Origin of the sequence: Streptomyces sp. NPDC006294 (genome assembly GCF_042870895.1) — a bacterium.
Taxonomy (GTDB): Bacteria; Actinomycetota; Actinomycetes; order Streptomycetales; family Streptomycetaceae; genus Streptomyces.
Window position 1 is genome coordinate 81610 of sequence record NZ_JBIAHV010000009.1, and the last position, 24083, is coordinate 105692.

Here is a 24083-nt window from a genome sequence, read left to right on the forward strand (position 1 = left end):
CCCGGGGTGAACGCCCCACGGACTACAGGCCGACGACCGTGACCTCGGTGGCCTTGACTCCGGTCCACACCGGCACGCCTTCCGCCAGGCCCAGTTCGGCGGCCGCCTGCGGGGTGATCTCCGCGACGAGATCGGGCGCGTCGGCGGAGGTCACCAGGACACGCAGCCGGCTGCCGACGGCGGTGATCTCGCGTACGGTGCCGGGCCAGACGTTGCGGGGGCTGCCGCCGGGGCGTTCACGGTGCACGGAGACGGCCTCCGGGGCGATGATCGCGAGGACCTCGGCGCCGGGTGTCAGCGGGTCGGCGACGACCAGCCGTCCGCCACCCGCCAGTTCGACGCCGCCGTCGGCGGCCGCCGTGCCGGGCCAGGCGTTGCGGCCCAGCATCCGCGCGACCCACGGCGAGCGCGGGTGGCGGGTGACCTCCGCCGGCGGTGCGTCCTGGACGGCGCGGCCGTCGTCGAGGACGAGCACCCGGTCGGCCAGTGACACGGCCTCGACCGGGTCGTGGGTGACGATCAGGCACACGCCGCCGAAGCCGTCGAGATGCCCGCGCAGCGTGTGGCGCACCTGCGCCCGGGTGGTCTGGTCGAGTGCCGCGAGCGGTTCGTCCAGGAGCAGCAGCCGCGGCCCGGCGGCCAGGGCGCGGGCGAGCGCGACGCGCTGGGCCTGGCCGCCGGAGAGCTGGGCGGGCCTGCGGGCGGCGAGATGGCCGACGCCCAGCCGGTCCAGCCACTGCTGGGCGCCGCGCCGCGCTTCGGCGCGCCCCGCGCCCCGCGCCCGCGGCCCGTACGCGGTGTTCCCGAGCGCGCTCAGGTGCGGGAAGAGCGCGCCGTCCTGGGGGACCCAGGCGACGCCGCGGCGGTGCGGCGGCAGGGCGGACACGTCGACGCCGCCGAGGGTGAGGGCGGCGCGGGCGCGCGGGGTGAGGCCGAGTAGGGCGCGCAGCAGGGTGGTCTTGCCGGCGCCGTTGGGGCCGACGACCGCGATGGTGGTGCCCGGTGGGGCGTCGAGGGTGAGTTCGTCGAAGCCGGTGACCTCGGCGTGCAGCGCCCAGCGTCCGCCCGCGGCGGGCGGCGCGGCCTGTGGGCCCGTACGGGCGGGGGCGGGGCGCGGCGGCTCCTCCGCCACGGGGGCCGCCCGGCGCGCGGCCGGTGCGCCGCCCGTCCAGCGGCCGCGCAGGGCGACCAGCACCGCCATGGCGACGGCGAGCAGCAGGAGCGACAGGGACGTCGCCGCCGCCGGTTCCTCCTGGAGCAGCAGATACACCTGGAGGGGCAGTGTCTGTGTGGTGCCCGGCAGATTGCCGGCGAAGGTGATGGTCGCGCCGAACTCGCCGAGTGCGCGGGCCCAGGTGAGCGCTGCCCCGGCGACCAGACCGGGCAGCACCATCGGCATCGTGACGGTGAAGAAGACCCGTACCGGCGAGGCCCCGAGGGAGGCCGCCGTCTCCTCGTACCCGGGGCGAAGGCCGGCGAGCGCGCCTTCGAGGCTGATGACCAGGAACGGCATGGCGACGAAGGTGGCGGCGACGACGGCGCCGGAGGTGTGGAACGGCAGCGTGACGCCGAAGGTGTCCTCCAGCCAGGGCCCGAGGAGCCCGCGCCGCCCGAAGCCGAGCAGCAGCGCCACACCGCCGACGGTGGGCGGCAGCACCATGGGCAGCAGGACGAGGGAGCGGACGAGGGCCTTGCCGGGGAAGTCGGCGCGGGCCAGCACCCAGGCGAGGGGCACGCCGAGCAGCAGGGACAGCCCGAGCGCCCAGAAGGAGACGACCAGCGAGAGACGCAGCGCCTCGGTGACGCCGGGGCTGGTCAGATGGGCACCGATGTCCGTCCAGGCGGTCCGGCCGAGGATGCCGGCCAGCGGCAGCAGCAGGAAGGCGACGGCTACGAGCGCGGGGACCGCGAGAAGGGCGGGCGTACGGGTGCCGTAGACCGCCACGGCCCGTGCGGGGCGGGGGCGGCGGGTCGTGTCGCGCGGACGCTTCATGGTGCGTTCCTGTGCTGTTCGGCCACGGGGGTCACGGCTGCTGGAAGCCGGCGTCCCGCAGGATCTTCTGCGCCTCGGGCCCGCTGAGCCACGTGACGAACGCCTCGGCGGCGCCGGGGTCCTGTGCTGCCTTCAGGGGTGCGGCCGGGTACGCGGCGACCGCGTTGTGCTCGTCGGGGATGTCGACGGCGTCGGTGGCGTCCGCGGCGGTGGTGGCGTCGGTGCGGTAGACGAGTCCGGCGTCCGCCTCGCCCAGCTCCACCTTGCTGAGCACGGCCCGCACGTTGGGCTCCTGGGAGACCGGCCGCACGTCGAGGCCGCGGGCGTCGAGGATCTGCCTGCTGTAGCGGCCGGCGGGCACCTGGGGTGCGGCGAGGACGACCTTGAGCCTGCTGTCCGCGAGGTCGGCCAGCGAGCCGATCCGGTGCGGGTTTCCCTTCTGCACGGCGATCACCAGCCGGTTCCTGGCGACGACGACCGCCTCGCCGGTGTCCGAGGCGAGGCTCTGCATCGTCTTCGTGTCCGCGGTGACGAGCGCGTCGGCCGGGGCGCCCTGGCGGACCTGGGCGGCCAGCTCCTGGGAGCCGGCGAAGGAGAAGGTGATCTCGGCGCCGGGGTGCGACTTCTCGTAGGCGGCGCCGGCGGCCTGGAAGACGTCGGTGAGCGAGGAGGCGGCGAGCACGGTCAGCCGGGCGGTGTCCGCGCCGCCCCTGTCACTGCCGCAGGCGGCGAGCGGTGCGAGCAGCACGGCGGCCAGGGCCGCGGCCGCGGCGCGCCGGTGTCCGGTACGGGTGGGGAACACGGGACGGCCTCTCAGACGCGGTCGATGTGCACGTTGGTCGACTTCACGCGGGCGGTGGCCCGCATCCCGACTTCGAGCCCCAGTTCCTCGACGGCCTCGCGGGTGAGCAGCGAGACGAGCCGGTGCGGCCCGGCCTGGATCTCCACCTGCGCCGCGACATCGCCGAGCTTGACGGCGGTGACGATGCCCGGGAACGCGTTCCGCGCCGAGGTGTACGGGTCGTCCTCCTCGCCGACGCCGCCCTGGGCGACCTCGACGGAGAACGCGGCCAGGTCCCGGCCGTCGACGAGACGCCGTCCGCTGTCGTCGCGATGGGTCGCGACCCGCCCGGCGTCGGCCCAGCGCCGCGCGGTGTCGGCGCTGACGCCGAGCAGCCGCGCCGCCTGGCCGATGGTGTAGGACTGCATGTGCGCCACTCTAGGGCGATCGAGCTGGCAGGTACAGCACTTAAGAGCCAGACTCCATGGCAGATGCGATCCTGCCGTACGCAGGCGCTACGCAACCGACCCGATGCGGCCGGCCGGGGCGTCCGGCCCGTCGTGGTGGATCGGGGTGTGCGCGCCGGTCAGGGAGACTCCGCTGCCGCCGCGGCGGTTCGCGACGATCTCGGCGCCGATGGACAGGGCCGTCTCCTCCGGCGTACGGGCGCCGAGGTCGAGGCCGATGGGCGAGCGCAGCCGGGCCAGTTCGAGTTCGGTGACGCCGACGCCGCGCAGCCGCCGGTTGCGGTCCTCGTGGGTGCGGCGCGACCCCATCGCGCCCACGTAGGCGACCGGCAGCTTCAGGGCGAGCTCCAGCAGCGGCACGTCGAACTTGGTGTCGTGGGTCAGTACGCAGAGCACCGTGCGGCCGTCGACCTCGGTCGACTCCAGATAGCGGTGCGGCCACTCGACGACGATCTCGTCGGCGTCCGGGAAACGGTTCGCGGTCGCGAAGACCGGCCGCGCGTCGCAGACGGTGACGCGGTAGCCGAGGAACTTGCCGACACGGACGAGCGCGGCGGCGAAGTCGATGGCGCCGAAGACGATCATGCGCGGGGCGGGGACGCTCGACTCGACCAGCAGCGTCAGCGGCCGGCCGCAGCGCGAGCCGTCCGCGCCGATGACGACGGTGCCGGTGCGCCCGGCGTCCAGCATGGCCGCTGCCTCGGAGGCCGCGGTGCGGTCGAGCTCCGGATGGCCGCCGAGACCGCCCTCGTACGTGCCGTCCGGCCGTACCAGCAGGGCGCGGCCGGCGAGGTCGGCGGGCCCGTCCGTGATCCGTGCGACCGCCGCCGCCTCGCCGCGGGCGGCGGTGGCCAGCGCGGCCGCGAACACCTCCCTGGCGGGGGCGTCCGCGTGGACCGGGGTGACGAGGACGTCGATGACCCCGCCGCAGGTCAGGCCCACGGCGAAGGCGTCCTCGTCGCTGTAGCCGAAGCTCTCCAGAATGCTGGTGCGGTCCTCGAGGGCCCGTTGGCACAGCTCGTAGACGGCGCCCTCCACGCACCCTCCGGAGACCGAGCCGATCGCCGTGCCGTCGCCGTCGACGGCGAGTGCGGCGCCCGGCTGCCGCGGGGCGCTGCCGCCGACGGCCACCACGGTGGCGACGGCGAAGCTGCGGCCCTGCTCGACCCACCGGTTCAGCTCTTCGGCGATGTCCAGCATGTCGGTCTCCTTCGGGTGTCGTGCGGGAGCGCGGTTACTTCACTCCGAGCCAGCCCTCGATCGGGTGCAGCGCGAAGTAGGCGAGGAAGACGACGGACAGGACCCACATCAGCCAGCCCACCTCGCGCGCCTTGCCCTGGACGGCCTTGATCAGCACGTGGGCGATGACTCCGGCCGCGATACCGGCGGTGATGGAGTAGGTGAAGGGCATCAGCACGGTGGTCAGGAAGACCGGGATGGAGGTCGCCGAGTCGTTCCAGTCGATGTGCTTGGCGTTGCTCATCATCATCGCGCCGATGACGACGAGCGCGGCGGCCGCGACCTGGGTCGGGATGACCTGGGCGAGCGGGGTGAAGAACAGGCACAGCGTGAACGCGAGGCCGGTGACGACGGAGGCGAGGCCGGTCCGCGCGCCGTCGCCGACGCCGGCGGTCGACTCGACGAAGACGGTCTGGCCGGAGGCGCCGGCCACACCGCCCATCACGCCGCCCGCGCCGTCGATGGCGAGGGCCCGGTTCAGGCCGGGCATCTTGCCCTTGTCGTCGGCCAGGTCGGCCTGCTGGCCGATGCCGATGATGGTTCCCATGGCGTCGAAGAAGCCGGCCAGCACCAGGGTGAAGACGATGACTCCGACGGTGATGCCGCCGACGCTGCCGATGCCGTCGAAGGAGACGTCGCCGAAGAGTCCGAAGTCGGGGCTGGAGACGATGGAGCCGGTGATCTCGGGCGCGTTCAGTCCGCCCCAGGCCGCCTTGTCGAGGCCGGCGAACTGGTGGACGGCCGCCGCGAAGAGCGTGCCGCCGACGATGCCGATCAGGATCGCGCCGGGGACCTTGCGGACCTGGAGCATGAAGATCAGCAGCACGGTGACGGCGAAGCAGAGCACCGGCCAGCCGGTCAGCATGTCGCTGGTGCCGAGCTGGATCGGCTTGGCGCCCGCGATGCCGCCCTCACCGGGCATGGAGGTCACGAATCCGGCCTGGACGAGGCCGATGAGACAGACGAACAGGCCGATCCCCATGGTGATGGCGTGCTTCAGCGCCAACGGGATCGCGTTCATGATCAGTTCACGGAGACCGGTGACGACGAGCAGAATGATCACGGCGCCGTAGATGACGCACATGCCCATCGCGTTTTCCCAGGTCATCTCGGGCGCGACCTGGAAGGCCATGACGGCGGAGACGCTGAGTCCCGCGGCCAGGGCGAGCGGCACATTGCCGAGGAGGCCCATCACGATGGTGGTCGCGGCGGCGGCGAACGCGGTCGCGGTGGTCAGCTGATCGCCGTCGAGCCTGTTCCCGGCCGCGTCGGGGACCGAAAGGATCACCGGGTTGAGAAGGATGATGTACGCCATCGCCATGAAGGTGGTGATGCCGCCACGCACCTCCCGCCCGATGGTCGAGCCTCTCTTGGTTATGTGGAAATACCGGTCGAGCCAGGACCGGCCGGCGGGCTGGCGCCGGCCGGCGCCTGCGTCCTCCGCCGTCGTCCTCGGCTCAGTGGACTGCTGGGTCATGGTGCCTACTTCCCAAGGTTCACAGGGGCACCCGCCGAAAGGATTGGGGATGGCGGGATTTGGGATCTGCTGGGCTGCACGACCCGGGGGACGGCCCGAGACTTGCGCTGGGGTACTGCGGTGGTGCTGATGGTGCTCGGTGGTGCTGGTGGTGGTGCTCTCTCCTGGCGGCGCGTACCGGCGGGGACCGGGAAGGTTCCTCATCGGCATGGCGCGCACCGCCCGGAGCAGTGGGGGGATCGGTTCAGGTGCCGGTGAGATGCTCGGGGCGTACCGGCGTCCTGTTGAGCTCCAGACCCGTCGCGTTCCGGATCGCCGCGAGGACGGCCGGGGTGGACGACAGGGTCGGGGCCTCGCCGACGCCGCGCAGCCCGTAGGGCGCGTGGTCGTCGGCGAGTTCGAGCACGTCGACCGGGATGGTCGGCGTGTCGAGGATGGTGGGGATCAGGTAGTCCGTGAACGACGGGTTCCTGACCTTCGCGGTCTTCGGGTCGACGATGATCTCCTCCATGACCGCCACGCCCAGGCCCTGGGTGGTGCCGCCCTGGATCTGGCCGATGACGGACAGCGGGTTGAGGGCCTTGCCGACGTCCTGGGCGCAGGCCAGCTCGATCACCTTCACGAGCCCCAGTTCGGTGTCCACCTCGACGACCGCGCGGTGCGCGGCAAACGAGTACTGGACGTGGCCGTTGCCCTGACCCGTACGGAGGTCGAACGCCTCCGTGGGGCGGTGGCGCCACTCGGCCTCGATCTCGACGGCCTCCCCCTCCAGCACGTCCACCAGGTCGGCCAGGACCTCGCCGCCGTCGGTGACGACCTTGCCGCCCTCGAGCAGCAGCTCGGCGGTGGCCCAGGCCGGGTGGTACGTGCCGAACCTGCGGCGGCCGATCTGCAGGACCTTCTCGCGGACCAGCTCGCAGGAGTTCCTCACGGCCCCGCCGGTGACGTACGTCTGCCGGGACGCGGACGTGGAGCCGGCCGAGCCGACCTGGGTGTCGGCCGGGCTGATGGTGACCTGGCTGACGCCGAGCTCGGTGCGGGCGATCTGGGCGTGAACGGTGACGCCGCCCTGGCCGACCTCCGCCATCGCGGTGTGCACGGTGGCGACGGGCTCTCCGCCCACGACCTCCATGCGGACCTTGGCGGTGGAGTAGTCGTCGAAGCCCTCGGAGAAGCCGACGTTCTTGATGCCGACCGCGTAGCCCACACCCCGCACGACGCCTTCGCCGTGGGTGGTGTTGGACAGGCCGCCGGGCAAGGCGCGGACGTCCGCGCCCTCGGTGGACTCCCACTGGCGCTCGGGCGGCAGCGGGCGGGCCTTGACCCGGCGCAGCAGCTCGGCGACCGGGGCGGGCGAGTCGACCGGCTGGCCGGTCGGCAGCAGCGTGCCCTGCTCCATGGCGTTGAGCTGCCGGAGCTCGACCGGGTCCATGTCGAGGGCCTTGGCCAGCTTGTCCATCTGCGCCTCGTAGGCGAAGCACGCCTGGACCGCGCCGAAGCCGCGCATGGCGCCGCAGGGCGGGTTGTTGGTGTAGAGGGCGATGGCCTCGATGTCGACGTCGTCGACGACGTACGGGCCGACGGAGAGCGAGGAGGCGTTGCCGACGACGGCCGGGGAGGCGGAGGCGTACGCGCCGCCGTCCAGCACGATCCGGCACTTCATGTGCGTGATCCTGCCGTCGCGGGTGGCGCCGTGCTCGTACCAGAGCTTCGCCGGGTGACGGTGGACGTGCCCGAAGAAGGACTCGAACCGGTTGTAGACGATCTTGACCGGCTTGCCGGTGCGCAGCGCCAGCAGACAGGCGTGGATCTGCATCGACAGGTCCTCGCGGCCGCCGAACGCGCCGCCGACACCGGAGAGCGTCATCCGCACCTTGTCCTCGGGCAGACCGAGGACCGGGGCGATCTGGCGCAGGTCCGAGTGGAGCCACTGGGTCGCGACGTACAGGTCGACGCCGCCGTCCTCCGCGGGCACGGCGAGACCGGACTCGGGACCCAGGAACGCCTGGTCCTGCATGCCGAAGGTGTACTCGCCGGAGACGATGACGTCGGCGCGCTTCGCCGCCTCCTCGGCGTCGCCGCGCACGATGGGCTGGCGGTGCACGATGTTCGGGTGCGGCACATGACCGGCGTGGTGATCGTCCCGGCCCGGGTGCAGCAGCGGCGCGCCCGGGGCGGTCGCGGAGGCCTCGTCGGTGACGACGGGCAGCTCCTTGTACTCGACCTTGATCTTGGCGGCGGCGCGGCGCGCGGTCTCCGGGTGGTCGGCGGCGACGATGGCCACGGGCTCGCCGTGGTGGCGTACGACGCCGTTGGCGAGGACGGGGGTGTCCTGGATCTCCAGGCCGTAGTTCTTGACCTCGGTCGGCAGGTCGTCGTAGGTGAGGACGGCGTAGACGCCGGCCTGGGCGAGTGCCTCGGAGGTGTCGATGGACACGATCTCGGCGTGCGCGACGGTGGAGCGCAGGATCTGGCCCCAGAGCATGTCCTCGTGCCACATGTCGGAGGAGTACGCGAACTCGCCGGTGACCTTGAGGATGCCGTCGGGCCGGAGCGTGGACTCGCCGATGCCGCCCTTGGTCTTCTGGGTGAGGTTGCTGGGTGTGCCGGTGGTCGCCATGTCAGACCGTCGCTTCCTGGTTTCCCTGCCGGGCGGCCGCGAGGCGGACGGCGTCCAGGATCTTCTCGTAACCGGTGCAGCGGCAGAGGTTGCCGGACAGCGCCTCGCGGATGTCCTCGTCGGACGGGGACGGGGTGCGCTCCAGCATCTCGTCGGCGGCGACCAGCAGGCCCGGGGTGCAGAAGCCGCACTGCACGGCGCCCGCGTCGATGAACGCCTGCTGGATCAAGGAGAGCTCGGCACCCTCGCCGGTCTGCGAGTCGCTGCCCTGCGCACGCCATTGCCGGGCGTTCTGGAGCGAGGTGCCGCAGGCCCCGCCCGAGCAGGACTGCTCGCGCTGCTTGGCGAAGTCCGCCAGGCCCTCGACGGTGACGACCTCGCGGCCCTCCACCTGGCCGGCGGCGACCAGGCAGGAGCAGACCGGAACGCCGTCGAGTCTGACCGTGCAGGAACCGCATTCGCCCTGCTCGCAGGCGTTCTTCGAGCCGGGCAGGCCGAGGCGCTCCCGCAGGACGTACAGCAGGCTCTCGCCCTCCCAGACGTCGTCCGCTTCCTGCCGGCGTCCGTTGACGGTGAAATTGACGCGCATCGTTATGCAGCTCCTTCGAGCGGGCGGGCGGTGCCGCGGTACTGCTCCCAGGTCCAGCCGAGCGTGCGGCGGGCCATGATGCCGACCGCGTGGCGGCGGTACTTCGCCGTGCCGCGCACGTCGTCGATCGGGTTGCAGGCGCCGGAGGCGAGCTCCGCGAACTGCTTGGCGACCGACGGCGTGATGATGTTCCCGCTCTCCCAGAATCCGCCTTCTTCCAGTGCGGCGTTCAGAAACTCCTCGGCGGCCTTCGCCCGCACGGGGGTGGGGGCGGCGGACCCGATGCCGGTGCGCACGGTCCGGGTCTCGGGGTGGAGGGCGAGACCGAAGGCGCAGACGGCGATGACCATGGCATTGCGGGTACCCACCTTCGAGTACTGCTGCGGCCCGTCCGCCTTCTTGATGTGCACGGCGCGGATGAGCTCGTCGGCGGCGAGCGCGTTGCGCTTGACGCCCGTGTAGAAGTCGTCGATGGGGATCAGTCGGGAGCCGCGCACCGACTCGACCTCGACCTCGGCGCCCGCGGCGAGCAGCGCCGGATGGGCGTCACCGGCCGGGGACGCGGTGCCGAGGTTGCCGCCGACGCCGCCGCGGTTGCGGATCTGCGGGGAGGCGACGGTGTGCGAGGCGAGCGCCAGACCGGGCAGCTCACCGCGCAGGTTCTCCATGATCGCGGTGTACGGGACGGAGGCTCCCAGCCGGACGCTGTCGCCGACGGTCTCCCACTCGGTGAGCTCCCCGATGCGGTTCAGGTCCAGGAGGTACTCCGGCCGGCGGTGGTCGAAGTTGATCTCGACCATGACGTCGGTGCCGCCCGCGATGGGGACGGCGGTGGGGTGCTCGGCCTTGGCGGCGAGCGCCTCCTCCCAGCTGGCGGGGCGAAGGAAGTCCATGAGTGGCTCTCTTCTTCTCAGTCGGGGTCGTTCGTCGCGACGGGCCCGGGACGGCCGGCCCTCGACCTCATCAGCTGCCGTGTTCACCGGCGTCGTTCATCTGCTGTTCACGCGATGTGGTCCAGTACACAAGCCACGATCCGGCCGGTGCAGTCACCGAAACACCGAAGGAGTTGGCTGGTCGCCTCCCTCGTCTTGTAGATTCGAACGAAAGGCGGAGATCAGCAACCTCACCGTTTCCCCCTGGAAACCATGGCCAAAGGATCTCCGGCCGGGACCGGCAACAACGAGACAGATCGGCGGCGACACCATGCGGCTGCGCGCACTGCTGGACAACGACGCGCTGGGGCTGCGGCTGCTCGGCGGCGAGGACGAGCTCGACCGCGGGGTCCGAGGCGTGATGACCACGGACCTCCGCGATCCCAGCCGGTACCTCTCCGGCGGCGAGCTGGTGCTCACCGGGCTCGCCTGGCGGCGCGCCCCGGAGGACTCCGAGCCGTTCGTCCGTCTCCTCGCGGGCGCCCAGGTCGCCGGGCTCGCGGCCGGCGAGGCGGAGCTCGGGGACGTGCCCGACGATCTGGTCCAGGCCTGTTTGCGCCACCGGCTCCCGCTATTTGCTGTGAACGAGTCCGTTGCGTTCGCGACGATCACCGAGTACGTCGTACGGCAGGTCTCCGGGGAGCGCGCCGGTGACCTCGCGGCTGTCGTCGACAGGCACAGGCGGCTGATGACGTCCGGCCCCGCGGGCGGCGGACCGGACGCCGTGCTGGACCTGCTCGGCTCCGATCTGGACCTGCGCGCCTGGGTCCTGTCCCCCACCGGACGGCAGATCGCGGGCGTCGGCGAGGGGCTGCCGCCCGAGGTCGGCGCGGCGCTCGCCGGTGAACACCTGGCCGCCGTACGCCACGGCCGGCGGGCCCCGCACCGGGCCGTCGCACGCGGCATGACGTACTCCCTCTTCCCGATCCGGAACGTCGGGCGGGGAGCCGGCGCGCCCGCCGTACGGGACGTGCGGGAGGGCGTGCTGTCCGACTGGCTGCTCGCCGTGGAGGCGGACGCCGCGGACTGGCCGGCCGCGCGGCTCGACCTGCTGCAGGGCGTCACCCAACTGATCGCCGTCGAACGGGACCGGCGCGAGGCCGCCCGTACGGTACGGCGCCGGCTCGCCCAGGAGGTCCTGGAACTCGTCCAGACCGGCGCGGCCCCCGCGGAGATCGCGGCGCGGCTGCGGGTCGCCGCGCCCGTGCTGCTGCCCGGACTGGGGAGCGCGCCGCACTGGCAGGTCGTCGTCGCCCGCGTCGACTGGGGCGACGACCCGTCCGTCGAGACCGGGCAGGTCACCCAGTCCCTCCTCGAGGAGATCCTCGTCGACCCCGCCGCGGCCGGGCAGGACTCCGCGGACCGGATCGCGGTCGCCCACAGCGGCGAGGAGGCGATCGCGCTGGTGCCGCTGCCGGCGGTGAGCCTCGGCGGCCTGGCCGACGACCCGCCCCCGGTGGAGACCGGCCTGCACGCCGACGTGCTGCTGGAATCCGTACGCGCCCCGCTGACCGCGGGCCTCGCCGACGACGGCCGCCTCACGCTGGGCGTCAGCGCGGCCGTGCACTCCGCCGAGGGCCTGCGCGGCGCCCTGGAGGAGGCCCGCCACGCCCGCCGCGTCGCCGCCGCCCGTCCGGGCCGGGTCTGCGCGGCCGGCCACCACGAACTGGCGTCGCACGTCCTGCTGCTGCCGTTCGTCCCGGACGACGTGCGCCGCGCCTTCACCGCCCGGCTGCTGGACCCGCTGCGCGACTACGACCGCCGCCACCGGGCGGAACTCATCCCCACGCTGGAGGCGTTCCTCGACTCCGACGGCTCCTGGACCCGTTGCGCGGGCCGCCTGCACCTGCACGTCAACACGCTGCGGTACCGCGTGGGCCGCATCGAGCAGCTGACGGGCCGTGACCTGTCGCGCCTGGAGGACAAGCTGGACTTCTTCCTGGCGCTGCGCATGAGCTGACGGGGCGCTCCCGGGTCCGGAGCCTGCTCCGTGGGCGCATCGTTTCCGGCGGCACCGAGGCCGACCGGCCGTTCGCCGTCGCGGTGCTCCAGGAGGCTCCCGGAGTCGGGGAGCGCGCCGGCGACCGCGGGTGACGGCCGAGACGGACCCCCGGCCGGCCGGGGGCTGGCACTCCGCCTCGCCACCGCCGCGGCGCGGGTGCAGCCCTCGCGACCAACTGGTCCCGCTGCGCGCCGACTCGGGCGACGGCATCACGGCCCGCGACCCCCGTCACCCCCGCGCCCGTCATCCGTAAGGGCCATGGAGAGACTCACCCGGTTGACGCCGGCACGGCGGCCCGCGCATACCCGCCGGTCACGGGCCTGAAGGTGCCGGCGCCGCTCAACGGCGGGGGCCGGGTCGCGCCGCTGTGCCCCGGCGACGGCGCCCACGGTGACCCGGTCGGCCGCGATCAGATTGTGAATTGATTCACCTGACCTCTTGGCCCGGCGTGCCGATCCGTGCTGAGATGCGGTCCTGACTCAACAGCTCAATGGCGTGCTCGGGGAGGGCAAGTGGCGCATACCGCCATGTCTGGTTCCGGAACCACAGCAGGTGACGATCCACTCCAGACCGCGGTATGGCGGCTGCGTTCGCGCGGCTGTTGGACCGATGCGGCGGCCCTTCTCGCGCACCGTGCCGCGGAGCCCGCGGCGGCGCTGGAACGGGCGGGGCTGCTGGTCGAGCGGGCTCTGTTCACCTGCGACGGCTGGGCGGAGGCGGAGGACGCGCTGCGCAACGCGGAGGCCGTCGCCCGCGACGACGAGGAACGCGGCGGCGCGGCCGGCGAACGCGGCCGGCTGGCGTACGCGGCGACCCGCCTCGGGGTACGGGACCGGGCCGACGAGGCCCGTTCCGCGCTCGGCAGGGCGACGGCGCTGCTCTCGCCCTCCTCGCCGCGGCGCCCGCTGCTGGACTTCCGGCGGGGCCTGGTCGCCGAGCACATCGCCGACGCCCCGCAGGCGGCCCTCGCCGCCTACCAGCGGGCGCACGCCGGCGCGCAGGCACAGGACGACCCGCTGCTGCTGTCGTTCACCTGGCAGCAGCTCGCCGGACTCGCGCTGCGCGACGGCGACCCGGCGAAGGCGCGGCAGGGCTTCACGGAATGCCTGCGCATCCGGGAGGAGTTGGGTTATCTGATCGGTACGGCGCCGGCGCTGGCCGGGCTCGCCGACTGCGAGGCGGAACCGGCGGCGGGCCGGCTGCGCGCGGAGGCGTACCGGCTGTTCCGTCTGCTGGGCGGCGTACCGGTGTGGCTGGGCGCGCAACTGTCCCCGGTCGTACCGCCGCAGGCCTCCCCGGCCGAGCCCGAGCCCGCGGGCCAGTGAGGACCCGCCGCAGGCAGGGCGACGTCCCCGAGCCGCGGACGCGGTGGGACGAGATCACCACGGGCCTGTGGGTCGGCGGCCATGTCTGGTCCGGCGGCGGCCGCCGGCACCAGGACGTGGTCGTGGCCGACGAGTTCGACGTCGTGATCAGCCTCTACACGCGCGAGGGCCACGGCCCCGCGGCCGGGGTCGAGCACCATGTCGTGCCCATTCCGGACGACTGGCTCACCGCCGAGGAGATCGACCGGGTGCGCCGGGTGGCGCTGACGGCCGCCGACGCCGTACGGGCGCGGCGCCGGGTCCTGGTGCGCTGCTACTCGGGCTACAACCGCTCCGGCCTGGTCGCCGCCCAGACGCTGATCGAGCTGGGCCACGACGCGGAAGGAGCGATCGACCGGGTCAGACTGCGACGCTCCCCGTGGGCGCTGCACAACGCGGCGTTCGAGCAGTATCTGCTGACCGGTCTGGACATCGCCTCGTTGCTGTCGGGACTGGAACCGCCGCCCGCGAGCTGATCAGACCGCCCAGCCCAAGACCCGCTCCGGGTTCATGGCGACCAGCACCAGGACGACGGCCACGCCGACCCAGACGAAGGCGCGGACCCTGCCGCGCGGCTTGGGCGCCTGCCGGTCGGGCCAGGCGCGCCAGCCGTCGGGCCGCGCCCGCACCGGTTTCCCGCGGCGCGCGATACGCCGCACCCTGCCCTGCTGCCTGGTGGCCTCCTCGTCGGCGCGCCGCAGCCGTTCCGTGACCATCCGCGCCCGCGCGGACGGCTCCTTGGGCGCGGCGAGCCGCCCGGGCCCCTCACTTTCGAGCTGGAACCTGGCCCACTCCTCGTCGGGTATGGACGACTCCGGCGACTCCGCGGTCATGCTTCCCCCTCAACAGGACAACCGGCGCCACAGATTAGTGCAGTCCCCACCGCTGCCCGCACCCGGGACGATCTATCGAGGCCGGTCCTGGCGGGGCCGCAGCGCGACCAGTGTGTCGTCCGTGCCGACGCAGAGCGTGCCGTCCGGTACGACCGCGACGGCGCGGACCGCGGGGCCCGGGCGGAACGGCAGCGCCCGGCGCGCCCCGGGGAGGTACAGCCGCACCAGACCGTCCGCCCAGGCGACCGCGAGGGCGGGCCCGGCCGGTGTCGGTCCTGTGTGCAGGGCGACGACCGGGTACGGGCGTTCCGCCACGGGCGGGCGGTGTCCGGCGGCGCCGGGCGACCAGCGGTGGACGGCGCCGTCGCCGCCTCCGCTGTGGACGGTGAGGGCGGTCGCCCCGGCGATGGCCGACAGCGCGGTCACCCGGCCGGAGTGCAGGGCCGCCTGGTGCAGTCCGTCGAAGCCGAAAGCGTGCACGGAGCCCATCCGGTCGCCGACCAGCACGGTGTCCGCAGCGGCAGCGAGCGCCGTGCCCGGGTGGCTTTCGAGGGTGGCGGCGACGGCCTTCGTCAGCGGCGTCTCGGTGCCACCGTGCCGGTGGAGGCGGCCCCGCTCGTCGAGCAGCAGCCGGGTGTCGTCGTCCGGCGCGGCAACGGCCCTGGTGCGGACGGCCGTCGACGGCTGCGGGACGTCCTCGTCCAGGGTGCGTACACCGCCGGCCGGGTCGGCGACCACCAGGGCGCCCGACGCGACGGTCAGCGCGGCGACCGGGCACGGCCGGGACCACTCCAGGGCCCACGGTCCCCGCTCGGACAGCCGGCCCAGCGCCGCGCGCACCCGCGGTTCGGCGTCCGGTGGCAGGGCGGCCAGCAGCACGAGGGCGCGCCGGACCGGGCCCTGGTCGCGGATCAGTGACTGGCCGGCCCGCAGCCAGGCCGCGCGCAGACCGCCGTGCTCGTCCGCCGCGGTCTCGTACGCGGAGGTGACCCGGGCGGGGTCGGCCGCGCAGACGGCCTCCGGGTCGGCGAGGTCGGGCGGCCGGTGGTCCTCCGGCTCGTCGGCGGGGGCCTCGACGACCACCCTCAGGTGGCCGAAGCCGCGCAGCAGGGAGACCAGTTCGGCCATCTCGCCCGGGTCCTGGCCGGCCGGCGCGAGCCGCACGGTGCGCGGCGCGCCGGACAGCAGCGCGGACAGCAGTCCGGCCGGAGTGCCGGCCACGACGCCGAGCTGGTTCGCCACCGTCCATACCGTGCCGCGCACGTCGTCGTCCCGTCAGTGTCCGAGGGTGCGATGGTCAGGCGTCCGAGCCCGCGAAGTGCTCCCGTACCAGCGACCGGACCACCGTCAGGTCCTGGGCCAGCAGAGCTTCCAGCAGTGCCGTGTGCTCCGCCGCGTCGGCGATCAGGTCGGCCCGGCGGGTGGCGGGGGCGCTGGTGAGGGGCCACTGGGAGCGCCGGTGGAGGTCGTCCGCGACGGCCAGCAGCTGTTCGTTGCCCGCGAGGGCGAGGACCGCGCGGTGGAAGGCGCGGTCCGTCTCGGCGTAGCTCGACCGGTCGCCGGTCGCGGCCGCGGCGGCCGTCGCCTCGGCCAGCGGACGCAGCGAACGCCAGCGGTCCGCCGGGACCGTACGGGCCAGCCGGAGCATGACGGGCACCTCGATCAGTGCCCGGACCTCGGCCAGTTCGGCCAGTTCGCGGGCGCTGCGCCGGATGACGCGGAAGCCGCGGTTCGGCACGACCTCGACGGCGCCCTCCATGACGAGCTGCTGCATCGCCTCGCGCACCGGCGTCGCGGAGACGCCGTAGCGCTCGCCGAGGACGGGCGCCGAGTAGACCTCGCCGGGTACCAGGTCGCCGTCCACGAGGGCGGTGCGCAGGGCGTCCAGGATCTGGCCGCGTACCGAGTGGCGCTGCACGAGGCGGGGGGCGGGCGGCTCGCTGTGGGTGTGTTCGCCGCGGGCCTGCTCCTGGAGCGCGGGACGCCCCTGGGCGGGGACGCGGGCGGACCCGTACGGCTGCGGGAGAGGGAGGTCGCGTGTTCTGGCCTGTTCCACTCGGGCCCTCCTCCGGCAGTCGGCCTGGCCCGGCTCGCGGATGCGGGGCCCTGAGTGCACGATAGGCGGCCTGGGCGTCAGTTCAAACATCGAATGGATCGGGTAAGGTAAGGCTAACCTGCTAACGATCGCGATTCGGTGGTCCCCGGCATGACCGTTCCTGCTCTGCTGTCCGCCCCCACCTCCCCGGTGGCCGACGCCTACGCGCGCCTCGCGGAGGTCTTCCCCGGGCTGCGCGTCACGGAGCTGACCGAAGGCGCCGAGGCACCGTCCGGCGCCGGCTGGGTCGCCGCGTCCGAGCTCGCGGCCGGCGGCGCGGCGCTCGACTCCTTCCTCGCCTGGGACGACGACCAGGTGCAGCGGGACTACGGACAGCGGGCCCGCCCGGACGTCGTCGCGAGCTTCGGTCTGCACCGGTACGCGTGGCCCGCCTGCCTGCTGGTCACCGTCCCCTGGTTCCTGCACCGCCGGGTGCCGAGGGTCCCCGTCACGGGCGTCGCCTTCCAGCGCGCGCCGGGGCACATGACCGTACGGGTGCGGGACTTCGCGTGCCTGCCCGACGACCCCGCGGCGCGGCTGCCCGGCGCCCGTGTCGTGCCGGACGAGGAGGCGCTGCGCGGCGAGGTCCGCGACGCCGTGGCCGAGCACCTGGGCCCCGTCCTCGACGGATTCGCCGGGCCGATGCGCCGCGGCAAGCGGGCGCTGTGGGGGATGGCGACGGACGAGATCATCGAGGGCCTGTGGTACATCGCACATCTGCTCGGCGAGGAGCCGCGCGCGGTCGCGGAGCTGGAGCGGCTCCTGCCGGGCGCGACCAAGCCGTACGTGGGCACGGCCGCGTTCCGCGAGCTGACCGGTCCGAACGGCGAGCGGCTGCCGACCCGCGACCGGGCGAGCTGCTGCCTGTTCTACACGCTGCGCCCCGAGGACACCTGCGTCACCTGTCCGCGCACCTGTGACGCCGACCGGGTGACTCGGCTGCTGCAGACCGTGTAGGCGGCCGCAATACGTAGCCGCCGCCATTCCACGCCACCCTTTCGAGTGGCATGAATTCGAACCCAACTCAGGGCTTCCAGGCACCAGTTCGACCAGATCGGCCCTATTGGTGTGCCGGGCCACCCCGTTGGCGTTCTCTTGCACGGAAAGCCCCTGCGTGTCCCCCGTGTTCGGCCACTATGGCGGCCGAAACGCCCTACCGCGATGCAAGGGACACCGCAGATGAGACTGACCGACATAGCGCTGGACTGGCTGCTTCCGGGCGCCGTGCTGATCCTGGGAGTCCTGGCGGCGGTGGCGGTGCTCGCGCGCGGCAAGCGCGCCGGTGACAAGGCCGCGGCGGACTCGTGGGAGCGCAGCGAGGATCGGCGCAGGCGCAAGGAAGCCGTCTACGGCACCGCCTCGTACGTGCTCCTCTTCTGCTGCGCCGCCGTCGCGGCCGCGCTCTCCTTCCACGGCCTGGTCGGCTTCGGCCGGGAGAACCTGAACCTGAGCGGCGGCTGGGAGTACCTGGTCCCCTTCGGGCTCGACGGGGCCGCCATGTTCTGCTCCGTCCTCGCCGTGCGCGAGGCCAGCCACGGCGACGCCGCCCTCGGCTCCCGGCTGCTGGTGTGGACGTTCGCCGGAGCGGCCGCCTGGTTCAACTGGGTGCACGCGCCCAGGGGGATGGGACACGCGGGCGCACCGCACTTCTTCGCCGGCATGTCGCTGTCCGCGGCCGTGCTGTTCGACCGGGCGCTGAAGCAGACCAGACGCGCGGCACTGCGCGAACAGGGCCTGGTGCCCCGCCCGCTGCCGCAGATCCGGATCGTACGGTGGCTGCGGGCGCCCAGGGAGACCTTCGCGGCCTGGTCGCTGATGCTTCTGGAGGGCGTACGCACCCTCGACGAGGCGGTCGACGAGGTCCGCGAGGACCGGCGGCAGAAGCAGGAGAACCGGCTGCGCAGGCGCGACCGGGAGAAGCTGGAGCGCGCCCAGATCCGGGCGCTCAACCGTCAGCACCGCACCTGGGGGCTGGGGCGGACGGACCGCCGGACGCAGCTGCCCGCCCTCGGCCCGGCGGCCGGCAACGGCCAGCAGGCCGGGGGTTCGTCCTCCGTCGTGGAGCCCGTCATAGGCGAGCCGGGACAGCTGCCCGTGCGGGCCCGGCCCTCACTGCAGCCCGTGAAGCCGACCGGAGCGGACCCGCTCACGGTCGACCTCACGGCCGAGGACGACACGCAGGCGCTGCCCCGCCTCGATTCCCTGGAGCGGAAACTCAAGGACCTGGAGCAGCAGTTCGGCTGAGAACAGGCCCGGCCGACGGGCTCACCGGTTGCGGCCCGGCCTCCTACCGGGAGGTCAGGCCGCCCCCGCGTGCAGTTCGAACCAGATCACCTTGCCCACCCCTTGCGCGGTACGCACACCCCAGGCGTCGGCCAGCCGCTCCACCAGGATCAGCCCTCTGCCGCTCGTACCGAGGTCGGCGTTCGGTACGTCCGACACGGGCAGTCCCGCCATGAAGTCCTGGACCTCGACATGGAGCGTGGAGTCCTCGACGGTGGCCGTGACCACCGCTCCGTGCTCGGTGTGGATCAGCGCGTTGGTCACCAGCTCGCTCGCGAGCAGTTCGGCCACGTCGGCCGCGTCCGCCCCGGCGGCGCCCTCGTCCGGGTCGGGCCACTTGCCCAGCAAGTCGCGTAAAGCGTGCCGCACTTCGGGTACTGCCGTGAGATCCCCGCGGCCCAGTCTGCGATGCAGCCGGCCACGAACTCCCGCGCCCCCGTGACGTCCAGTCATCATCCCCCACCCACACGTCGGACGAGCTTCGGCTTCATAACGGTCACCGGATGCATGCCCCGCCCGGGGAGCACCACTCATGTCGATTTCGTCACCCGTCGCCGCGCGGGGCCCGGCCGGACGCGTCAGGCCCATCCCGCGGACCGGGCCCGACGCGTCCGCGCGGCTACGCCTCCCAGACGGCCACCGCCGTCCGGTCGTCGGCGTAGCCCTTGATCCGGAGCTGTGTGTCGGCGAGGAACTGCGCCATGCCCGGTGGCTGCGGCCCGCGCCAGCGCTCGGCGAGCTCCTGCGCGAGCGCCGCCTCGCCGCGCACCGGCTCGGCGAGGCCGTTGCTGCACAGCAGCAGCGTGTCGCCGGGGCGGGCCACGGACGCGCGGAACCGGAACGGTTCGGCGGGCGGTGGCGGCGGGGCCTCGATGTACGGCGCCGCCGGCGTGGGGATGTCGAGGTCCATGGTGAGCCGGTCACCGTCCGGCGTCCCCTCGGGCACGGCGGACCCGAATCCGACGACGGGCGCGCCGGTGACCTCCGACCGGTCGGGGACGGGCGGCTCGAGATCCTGCCAGACGCCGTCACGCAGCCGGAACAGGCCGCCCCCGCCGACACCGAAGAAGACCCGGGTACGGCAGTCGGGGTCGGCGGAGAGCAGCAGGCACCGCAGCCCCGCCGTGTACGCCTCCGGTTCCAGGCCCAGCTCGGTGGCGCGGGCACGCAGCTTGCCGAGGCTCCGGTCGGTGAGCCGGTGCAGACCGGACTTCAGGTCGCCGCGGCGGCCGGCCCTTATGTCCTCCGCGAGCCGTGCGTGACTGCGGCCGACGGCTGCGCCGATCCAGCGGCAGGCGTCGACGGCGGCGAGGTGCGCGGCCCCGGCCGCGCGGTTGCCGCCGGCCACGGCGACGAACACCAGCGCGGCGGGGCCGGTGCCGAAACGCGCGGTGAGCAGCGCGTCACGGCGCGGCTCGCCACGGAACCGCGCGGAGTCGCCCCGCGCGGAGGCGGCCCGCAGGGTGTACGTGCCGTACCGGGCGCCGTCGAGCACGGTGTCGGGCACGAGCCGGTCCAGCGCGTGCGCGTCCGCGGCGGGCAGCGCGGTCGGCTCCGCGTCGTACGTCGGCGGCCCATCCCCGACGACCCCGCCCCGCGGGCCCTGCCCCGGCACGGAGACCCGGCCGGCACGGGGCGGGGCCGCCGAAGGCGGTGGGGGCGGCGTTGCCGGGGGCCGGGCCGGCGGCGGCGGGGCGGTGGCGCCGTCGCTCGGGCCCGCGTCGGCGTCGCGCGCCGGACCGGTCCCGCGTGGGTCGGCCACCGGGCCGTCCGGGAGGGCGGGGGTGTCCCCGCCCGGTGCGCCCGCGCCGGGTTGCGCCTCCTGGTCCGGGTCGGCGGACGCGGCCGACGGGGCCCGGGCCGCGTCGGCGCCCCGCGGGGCGGGTGCGCTCGCCGGTCGCGGCGGCGCGGACGGCCGTGTCGCGTCCCAACCCGGCTGTGCGGAGGCGGCCCCGCGCGATTGCGCGGCTGCCGGCGGCGCCGCGTCGGCGCCCCGCGGGTCCGGCGCGCTCGCCGGACGCGACGGCGCGGCGGCGTTCCCGCCGGGCGGCCCGGCCTGCACAGGATCGGCCGACGGCGTGCGGGCGGGCCCGGCACCGCCGCGGGCGGCAGGACGGGGAGGTGGGGCGGGGTGGTCCCACCAGGCCGCGGGGCGGGTGGTCACCGTGTCGGACGCCGAGTCGAAGCGGTCGTCGAGCGTGTCACCGGGCGACGCGGCCGGTGGGCCGGTGTCCGGGGCGGAGTCGTCGTACAGCCTGCTCCACCAGTCGTCCTCGGTAGTAGGCCTGTTGGGCTTCTCCCCCTGCTCACTCATGCCCTTATTGTCGACCTCACCACCCGCCAGAAAACGGGCATTGACGAAAAGACACCCGTCAAAGGTCCCCGGGCGGCCCAACTCCCCCGGGAAGGACGCCCGGCGGACCGTCCTGACCGGCGTGTCGGCGCGCCGGGGTCCGGCGCACACCGCATGCGGCCCCGAAGGCCGGCCGGGGCCTGTCGGCTGCGCCGGCACCCATTGGCCGGGAGGCCGCCGGTACGGGGATGATGGCCGCGGCGCGTTCATGCCGTGGCCGGTTTCCGTCACGCGGCAGACAATCGCAGGTCCGGGGAGGGTTTCGTTGCTTGGAGCGATAGGGCTCGACGAGAAACAGGAGTCGGCGTACCGCGCGCTGGTCGCACTCGGGGCCGCGGAGATCACCGATCTCGCGCACCGGCTCGCGCTGCCGGAGCCGGACACGGAGCGGGCCCTGCGGCGGCTGGAGCAGCAGGGGCTGGCCGCCCAGTCGTCGGCGCGGACCGGCCGCTGGGTCGCGGCGCCGCCCGGTGTCGCGCTCGGCGCGCTGCTGACGCGGCAGCGTCACGGGCTGGAGCAGGCCGAGCTGGCCGCGGCGGTGCTCGCGAAGGAGTACCGGGCCGAGTCCGAGGAGCCGGACGTCCACGATCCGGTCGAGGTCGTGACGGGGGCGCGCGCGGTCGTGCACCGGTCCGCCCAGTTGCGGCTGGGTGCGACGAAGGAGGTCTGCGCGCTGGTCACCGGCAGGCCCGCCGCCGTCACCGGCCTGGACGACGACGCGCGGGAGAACGCCGCGGCGCGGGGGGTGGCGTACCGGGTCGTCGTCGAGCGCGAGGTGCTGATGATGCCCGACGGGATCGCCGAGCTGTCGGCCGCGCTGGGCCGGGGCGAGCAGGTCCGGGTGGTCGACCGGGTGCCGACGAACCTCGCCGTCGCCGACGGCGGTCTCGCGATGGTGCCCCTGACCGGCCGCGCCGAGCCCGCCGCGCTCGTCGTGCACGCCGACGGACTGCTGGAGTCCCTGACGGCGCTCTTCGAGGCGGTGTGGCGGGACGCTCTGCCTCTGCGGCTGGGCGGCCAGGGCGTCGAGCAGGACGCGTACGGTCCGGACGCCACCGATCTGGAGGTCCTGTCCCTGCTGCTGGCCGGGATGACCGACGCGAGCGTCGCCAAGCAGCTGGATCTGGGGCTGCGTACCGTGCAGCGCCGGGTGAAGGGGCTGATGGAGCTGGCCGGTGTGACGACCCGGCTGCAGCTGGGCTGGCACGCGTACGAGAAGGGCTGGGTGGCGCGCGACCTGCACGAAGACCGCTGATCCTGCACTCTGGGCATGTGGGCGTGTGGCAGCTGCTGATGGTCGTCGGGGTGATGCTGCTGGGCGTCTGCGGGGTGATCGTTCCGGGTGTTCCGGGGACGTGGCTGGTGTGGGCGGCGGTCCTGTGGTGGTCGTTGCAGGTGCAGACCGGCCTGGCCTGGTTCCTGCTCGTCGGTGCGACGGCGGTCCTGCTGCTCGACCAGGTCGTCGTGTGGATGCTGCCGCCCCGGCGCCTGCGCGGCGTGGGCATCACGCGCCGCATGGGCACGTACGCGGGCGTGGGCGCCGTCGTGGGTTTCTGCCTCATCCCCGTCGTCGGCGCCGTCCCCGGTTTCGTCGCCGGCATCTACGGCACGGAGCGGGTGCGCCTCGGCGGCCACGGTCCGGCGAAGGCGTCGACCCGCACGGTGATGCGGGCCGCGGGTACGAGCGTGCTGGTGGAGCTCATGGGATGCCTGATGGTCGTCGGGGCGTGGGTGGGAGCGTTGGTGGCGGGGTCGTAGGCGCGCCCCGTGGGGCGTCCCGGGGCGTGTGCGGTCCGCCGGGGACCGGGGCGCCGTGCCGTCCGGCGAACGGCCGCGGCGCCCCGGGAGCGGTGCGGGTCAGCGCAGACGGCCGCGTTTGGCCTCCATGGCCGCCCGGCCGGCCGCGCCCTTCATCTTCCAGTCGCGCCGGATCTCGGCCCGCAGCCGCGCGTCCGTCTTGGCCACGATCCGCTGGTTCTCGCGGATGAGCTTGCGGTAGCTCTCCAGCCGCCGGTCCGGCAGCGTGCCGTCCTCGATCGCGCCGAGGACGGCGCAGCCGGGCTCCGCCTCGTGCGCGCAGTCGTGGAAGCGGCACTGCTCGGCGAGTTCCTCGATCTCGGAGAACACCTGGTTCACGCCGGTCGCCGCGTCCCACAGCCCCACGCCCCGCAGTCCGGGGGTGTCGATGAGGACTCCCCCGCCGGGCAGGACGAGCAGGTTGCGCGTGGTGGTGGTGTGGCGGCCCTTGCCGTCCACGTCCCGGGTCGCCCGGACGTCCATGACGTCCTCGCCGAGCAGGGCGTTGGCCAGGGTGGACTTGCCCGTGCCGGACGTGCCGACGAGGACACTGGTGCCGTCGGCGACGATCGCCCTGAGCACCTCGACGCCCTCGCCCGAGGTGGAGCTGAGGGGCAGCACCTGGACGCCGGGAGCGGTGGTCTCGACGTCCTGCACGAGGTACGACAGGCCGGTGACGTCCGGGACGAGGTCGGCCTTGGTGAGGACGACGAGCGGCCTGGCACCGGACTCCCAGGCCAGCGCGAGGAAGCGTTCGATGCGCCCGAGGTCGAGTTCGGCCGCGAGCGAGACGCAGATGACGATGTGGTCGATGTTGGTGGCCAGCACCTGGCCCTCGGACCGCTTGGACGACGTCGACCGCACGATGGCGGTGCGCCGCGGCAGCAGGGTCCGTACGAAGCGCGGATCGCCGTCGGCATCGACGGCCACCCAGTCGCCGGTGCACACGACCCGCATCGGGTCGCGGGGCGTGACGAACTCCGTGTCCGCGCGCGCCGCACCCGCCGGGGTGATCAGGTCGCACTGTCCGCGGTCGACCCGCAGGACCCGGCCCGGCAGCAGCCCCTGCGCGGCGTACGGAGCGAACTCGGCCTCCCGGTCCGCGTCCCACCCGTAGGAGGCGAGCGCGTCGTGGGCGGCCGATCCGGAAGAGGACATGCCGGACGAAGTGGTGAACGACGAGGACATGTTGGACGAAGCGTGGAACAAGGGGAGACCCTTCGAGGGGGTGGCCCCGGCGGCGCGCGCCTGCGCGCGG

21 protein-coding genes are annotated in these 24083 nt (G+C 73.9%); 7 read left to right on the top strand and 14 right to left on the bottom strand.

The genetic code is table 11. The features are described 5' to 3' along the window. Nucleotides 1-22: 22 nt before the first annotated feature. From ACFYOP_RS17725 to ACFYOP_RS17760, 8 genes are all read right to left on the bottom strand, one after another. On the bottom strand, nucleotides 23-1993 hold the full coding sequence (locus ACFYOP_RS17725) for an ABC transporter permease (protein ID WP_356897511.1): 1971 nt from the start codon (nucleotides 1991-1993) through the stop codon (nucleotides 23-25). Between the two features lie 31 nt (nucleotides 1994-2024). After that, the gene (gene modA / locus ACFYOP_RS17730; RefSeq protein ID WP_356897510.1) at nucleotides 2025-2795 is read right to left on the bottom strand and encodes a molybdate ABC transporter substrate-binding protein; all 771 of its coding nucleotides are present in this window, start codon (nucleotides 2793-2795) and stop codon (nucleotides 2025-2027) included. 11 nt (nucleotides 2796-2806) lie between these two features. Then, complete coding sequence (locus tag ACFYOP_RS17735) at nucleotides 2807-3202, bottom strand: helix-turn-helix transcriptional regulator (RefSeq protein WP_356897509.1); 396 nt, start codon at nucleotides 3200-3202, stop codon at nucleotides 2807-2809. An 87-nt stretch (nucleotides 3203-3289) separates the two neighbouring features. Then, on the bottom strand, nucleotides 3290-4441 hold the full coding sequence (locus ACFYOP_RS17740) for an XdhC/CoxI family protein (RefSeq protein ID WP_356897508.1): 1152 nt from the start codon (nucleotides 4439-4441) through the stop codon (nucleotides 3290-3292). A 34-nt stretch (nucleotides 4442-4475) separates the two neighbouring features. Further along, nucleotides 4476-5957, bottom strand: a complete 1482-nt coding sequence (locus ACFYOP_RS17745) for an NCS2 family permease (RefSeq protein WP_356897507.1) — start codon at nucleotides 5955-5957, stop codon at nucleotides 4476-4478. A 244-nt stretch (nucleotides 5958-6201) separates the two neighbouring features. Next, nucleotides 6202-8577: a molybdopterin cofactor-binding domain-containing protein gene (locus ACFYOP_RS17750; protein ID WP_356897506.1), complete on the bottom strand. Its 2376-nt coding sequence runs from the start codon at nucleotides 8575-8577 to the stop codon at nucleotides 6202-6204. Between the two features lies 1 nt (nucleotide 8578). After that, a complete protein-coding gene (locus ACFYOP_RS17755) occupies nucleotides 8579-9166 on the bottom strand; it encodes a (2Fe-2S)-binding protein (RefSeq protein ID WP_356897505.1) in 588 nt (195 codons plus the stop codon). Nucleotides 9167-9168: 2 nt separating this feature from the next. Continuing rightward, a complete protein-coding gene (locus ACFYOP_RS17760; protein ID WP_356897504.1) occupies nucleotides 9169-10059 on the bottom strand; it encodes a xanthine dehydrogenase family protein subunit M in 891 nt (296 codons plus the stop codon). Nucleotides 10060-10369: 310 nt separating this feature from the next. On the opposite strand from ACFYOP_RS17760, the gene ACFYOP_RS17765 reads away from it, so the two are divergent. From ACFYOP_RS17765 to ACFYOP_RS17775, 3 genes are all read left to right on the top strand, one after another. Then, entirely contained in the window at nucleotides 10370-12058 is a 1689-nt protein-coding gene (locus ACFYOP_RS17765; RefSeq protein WP_356897503.1) for a PucR family transcriptional regulator ligand-binding domain-containing protein, read from the top strand. A gap of 569 nt (nucleotides 12059-12627) precedes the next feature. Continuing rightward, nucleotides 12628-13425 carry a hypothetical protein gene (locus ACFYOP_RS17770; RefSeq protein ID WP_356897502.1) on the top strand — a complete coding sequence of 266 codons (798 nt, stop codon included), beginning with the start codon at nucleotides 12628-12630 and terminating at the stop codon, nucleotides 13423-13425. Further along, on the top strand, nucleotides 13422-13940 hold the full coding sequence (locus ACFYOP_RS17775) for a protein phosphatase (RefSeq protein ID WP_356897501.1): 519 nt from the start codon (nucleotides 13422-13424) through the stop codon (nucleotides 13938-13940). Before ACFYOP_RS17770 ends, ACFYOP_RS17775 begins: the two co-directional genes overlap by 4 nt. Here the strand turns inward: ACFYOP_RS17775 and ACFYOP_RS17780 are convergent, their stop codons facing one another. From ACFYOP_RS17780 to ACFYOP_RS17790, 3 genes are all read right to left on the bottom strand, one after another. Beyond that, the gene (locus tag ACFYOP_RS17780; RefSeq protein WP_356897500.1) at nucleotides 13941-14297 is read right to left on the bottom strand and encodes a hypothetical protein; all 357 of its coding nucleotides are present in this window, start codon (nucleotides 14295-14297) and stop codon (nucleotides 13941-13943) included. A 72-nt stretch (nucleotides 14298-14369) separates the two neighbouring features. Next, nucleotides 14370-15560, bottom strand: coding sequence for a hypothetical protein (locus ACFYOP_RS17785; RefSeq protein ID WP_356897499.1), 1191 nt, complete (start codon nucleotides 15558-15560; stop codon nucleotides 14370-14372). A 34-nt stretch (nucleotides 15561-15594) separates the two neighbouring features. Then, nucleotides 15595-16353, bottom strand: a complete 759-nt coding sequence (locus tag ACFYOP_RS17790) for a GntR family transcriptional regulator (protein ID WP_388451946.1) — start codon at nucleotides 16351-16353, stop codon at nucleotides 15595-15597. A gap of 150 nt (nucleotides 16354-16503) precedes the next feature. Here ACFYOP_RS17790 and ACFYOP_RS17795 point away from each other — a divergent pair, with 150 nt between their 5' ends. Then, the gene (locus ACFYOP_RS17795; RefSeq protein WP_356897497.1) at nucleotides 16504-17349 is read left to right on the top strand and encodes a (2Fe-2S)-binding protein; all 846 of its coding nucleotides are present in this window, start codon (nucleotides 16504-16506) and stop codon (nucleotides 17347-17349) included. Between the two features lie 222 nt (nucleotides 17350-17571). Beyond that, nucleotides 17572-18636 carry a DUF2637 domain-containing protein gene (locus ACFYOP_RS17800; RefSeq protein WP_356897496.1) on the top strand — a complete coding sequence of 355 codons (1065 nt, stop codon included), beginning with the start codon at nucleotides 17572-17574 and terminating at the stop codon, nucleotides 18634-18636. Between the two features lie 54 nt (nucleotides 18637-18690). On the opposite strand, the gene ACFYOP_RS17805 is transcribed toward ACFYOP_RS17800, so the two are convergent. Then, complete coding sequence (locus ACFYOP_RS17805; RefSeq protein WP_356897495.1) at nucleotides 18691-19128, bottom strand: ATP-binding protein; 438 nt, start codon at nucleotides 19126-19128, stop codon at nucleotides 18691-18693. A 166-nt stretch (nucleotides 19129-19294) separates the two neighbouring features. Further along, nucleotides 19295-20989, bottom strand: coding sequence for a protein phosphatase 2C domain-containing protein (locus tag ACFYOP_RS17810; protein ID WP_356897494.1), 1695 nt, complete (start codon nucleotides 20987-20989; stop codon nucleotides 19295-19297). Nucleotides 20990-21293: 304 nt separating this feature from the next. Between ACFYOP_RS17810 and ACFYOP_RS17815 the strand changes: the two genes are divergently transcribed. Beyond that, the gene (locus ACFYOP_RS17815; protein WP_356897493.1) at nucleotides 21294-22283 is read left to right on the top strand and encodes a helix-turn-helix domain-containing protein; all 990 of its coding nucleotides are present in this window, start codon (nucleotides 21294-21296) and stop codon (nucleotides 22281-22283) included. Between the two features lie 17 nt (nucleotides 22284-22300). Next, the gene (locus ACFYOP_RS17820; protein ID WP_356897492.1) at nucleotides 22301-22786 is read left to right on the top strand and encodes a DUF456 domain-containing protein; all 486 of its coding nucleotides are present in this window, start codon (nucleotides 22301-22303) and stop codon (nucleotides 22784-22786) included. 99 nt (nucleotides 22787-22885) lie between these two features. Here the strand turns inward: ACFYOP_RS17820 and rsgA are convergent, their stop codons facing one another. Next, entirely contained in the window at nucleotides 22886-23983 is a 1098-nt protein-coding gene (rsgA, locus tag ACFYOP_RS17825) for a ribosome small subunit-dependent GTPase A (RefSeq protein WP_356897590.1), read from the bottom strand. Nucleotides 23984-24083: the final 100 nt, after the last annotated feature.

Bases quoted from the DNA above. Each gene is read 5' to 3' on its own strand.
- ACFYOP_RS17760 (WP_356897504.1), bottom strand. From the start codon at position 10,059: ATGGACTTCCTTCGCCCCGCCAGCTGGGAGGAGGCGCTCGCCGCCAAG.
- rsgA (WP_356897590.1), bottom strand. From the start codon at position 23,983: ATGTCCTCTTCCGGATCGGCCGCCCACGACGCGCTCGCCTCCTACGGG.
- ACFYOP_RS17745 (WP_356897507.1), bottom strand. From the start codon at position 5,957: ATGACCCAGCAGTCCACTGAGCCGAGGACGACGGCGGAGGACGCAGGC.
- ACFYOP_RS17805 (WP_356897495.1), bottom strand. From the start codon at position 19,128: ATGACTGGACGTCACGGGGGCGCGGGAGTTCGTGGCCGGCTGCATCGC.
- ACFYOP_RS17780 (WP_356897500.1), bottom strand. From the start codon at position 14,297: ATGACCGCGGAGTCGCCGGAGTCGTCCATACCCGACGAGGAGTGGGCC.
- ACFYOP_RS17735 (WP_356897509.1), bottom strand. From the start codon at position 3,202: ATGCAGTCCTACACCATCGGCCAGGCGGCGCGGCTGCTCGGCGTCAGC.
- ACFYOP_RS17770 (WP_356897502.1), top strand. From the start codon at position 12,628: ATGTCTGGTTCCGGAACCACAGCAGGTGACGATCCACTCCAGACCGCG.
- ACFYOP_RS17750 (WP_356897506.1), bottom strand. From the start codon at position 8,577: ATGGCGACCACCGGCACACCCAGCAACCTCACCCAGAAGACCAAGGGC.
- ACFYOP_RS17810 (WP_356897494.1), bottom strand. From the start codon at position 20,989: ATGAGTGAGCAGGGGGAGAAGCCCAACAGGCCTACTACCGAGGACGAC.
- ACFYOP_RS17725 (WP_356897511.1), bottom strand. From the start codon at position 1,993: ATGAAGCGTCCGCGCGACACGACCCGCCGCCCCCGCCCCGCACGGGCC.
- ACFYOP_RS17740 (WP_356897508.1), bottom strand. From the start codon at position 4,441: ATGCTGGACATCGCCGAAGAGCTGAACCGGTGGGTCGAGCAGGGCCGC.
- ACFYOP_RS17765 (WP_356897503.1), top strand. From the start codon at position 10,370: ATGCGGCTGCGCGCACTGCTGGACAACGACGCGCTGGGGCTGCGGCTG.
- ACFYOP_RS17800 (WP_356897496.1), top strand. From the start codon at position 17,572: ATGAGACTGACCGACATAGCGCTGGACTGGCTGCTTCCGGGCGCCGTG.
- ACFYOP_RS17755 (WP_356897505.1), bottom strand. From the start codon at position 9,166: ATGCGCGTCAATTTCACCGTCAACGGACGCCGGCAGGAAGCGGACGAC.
- ACFYOP_RS17795 (WP_356897497.1), top strand. From the start codon at position 16,504: ATGACCGTTCCTGCTCTGCTGTCCGCCCCCACCTCCCCGGTGGCCGAC.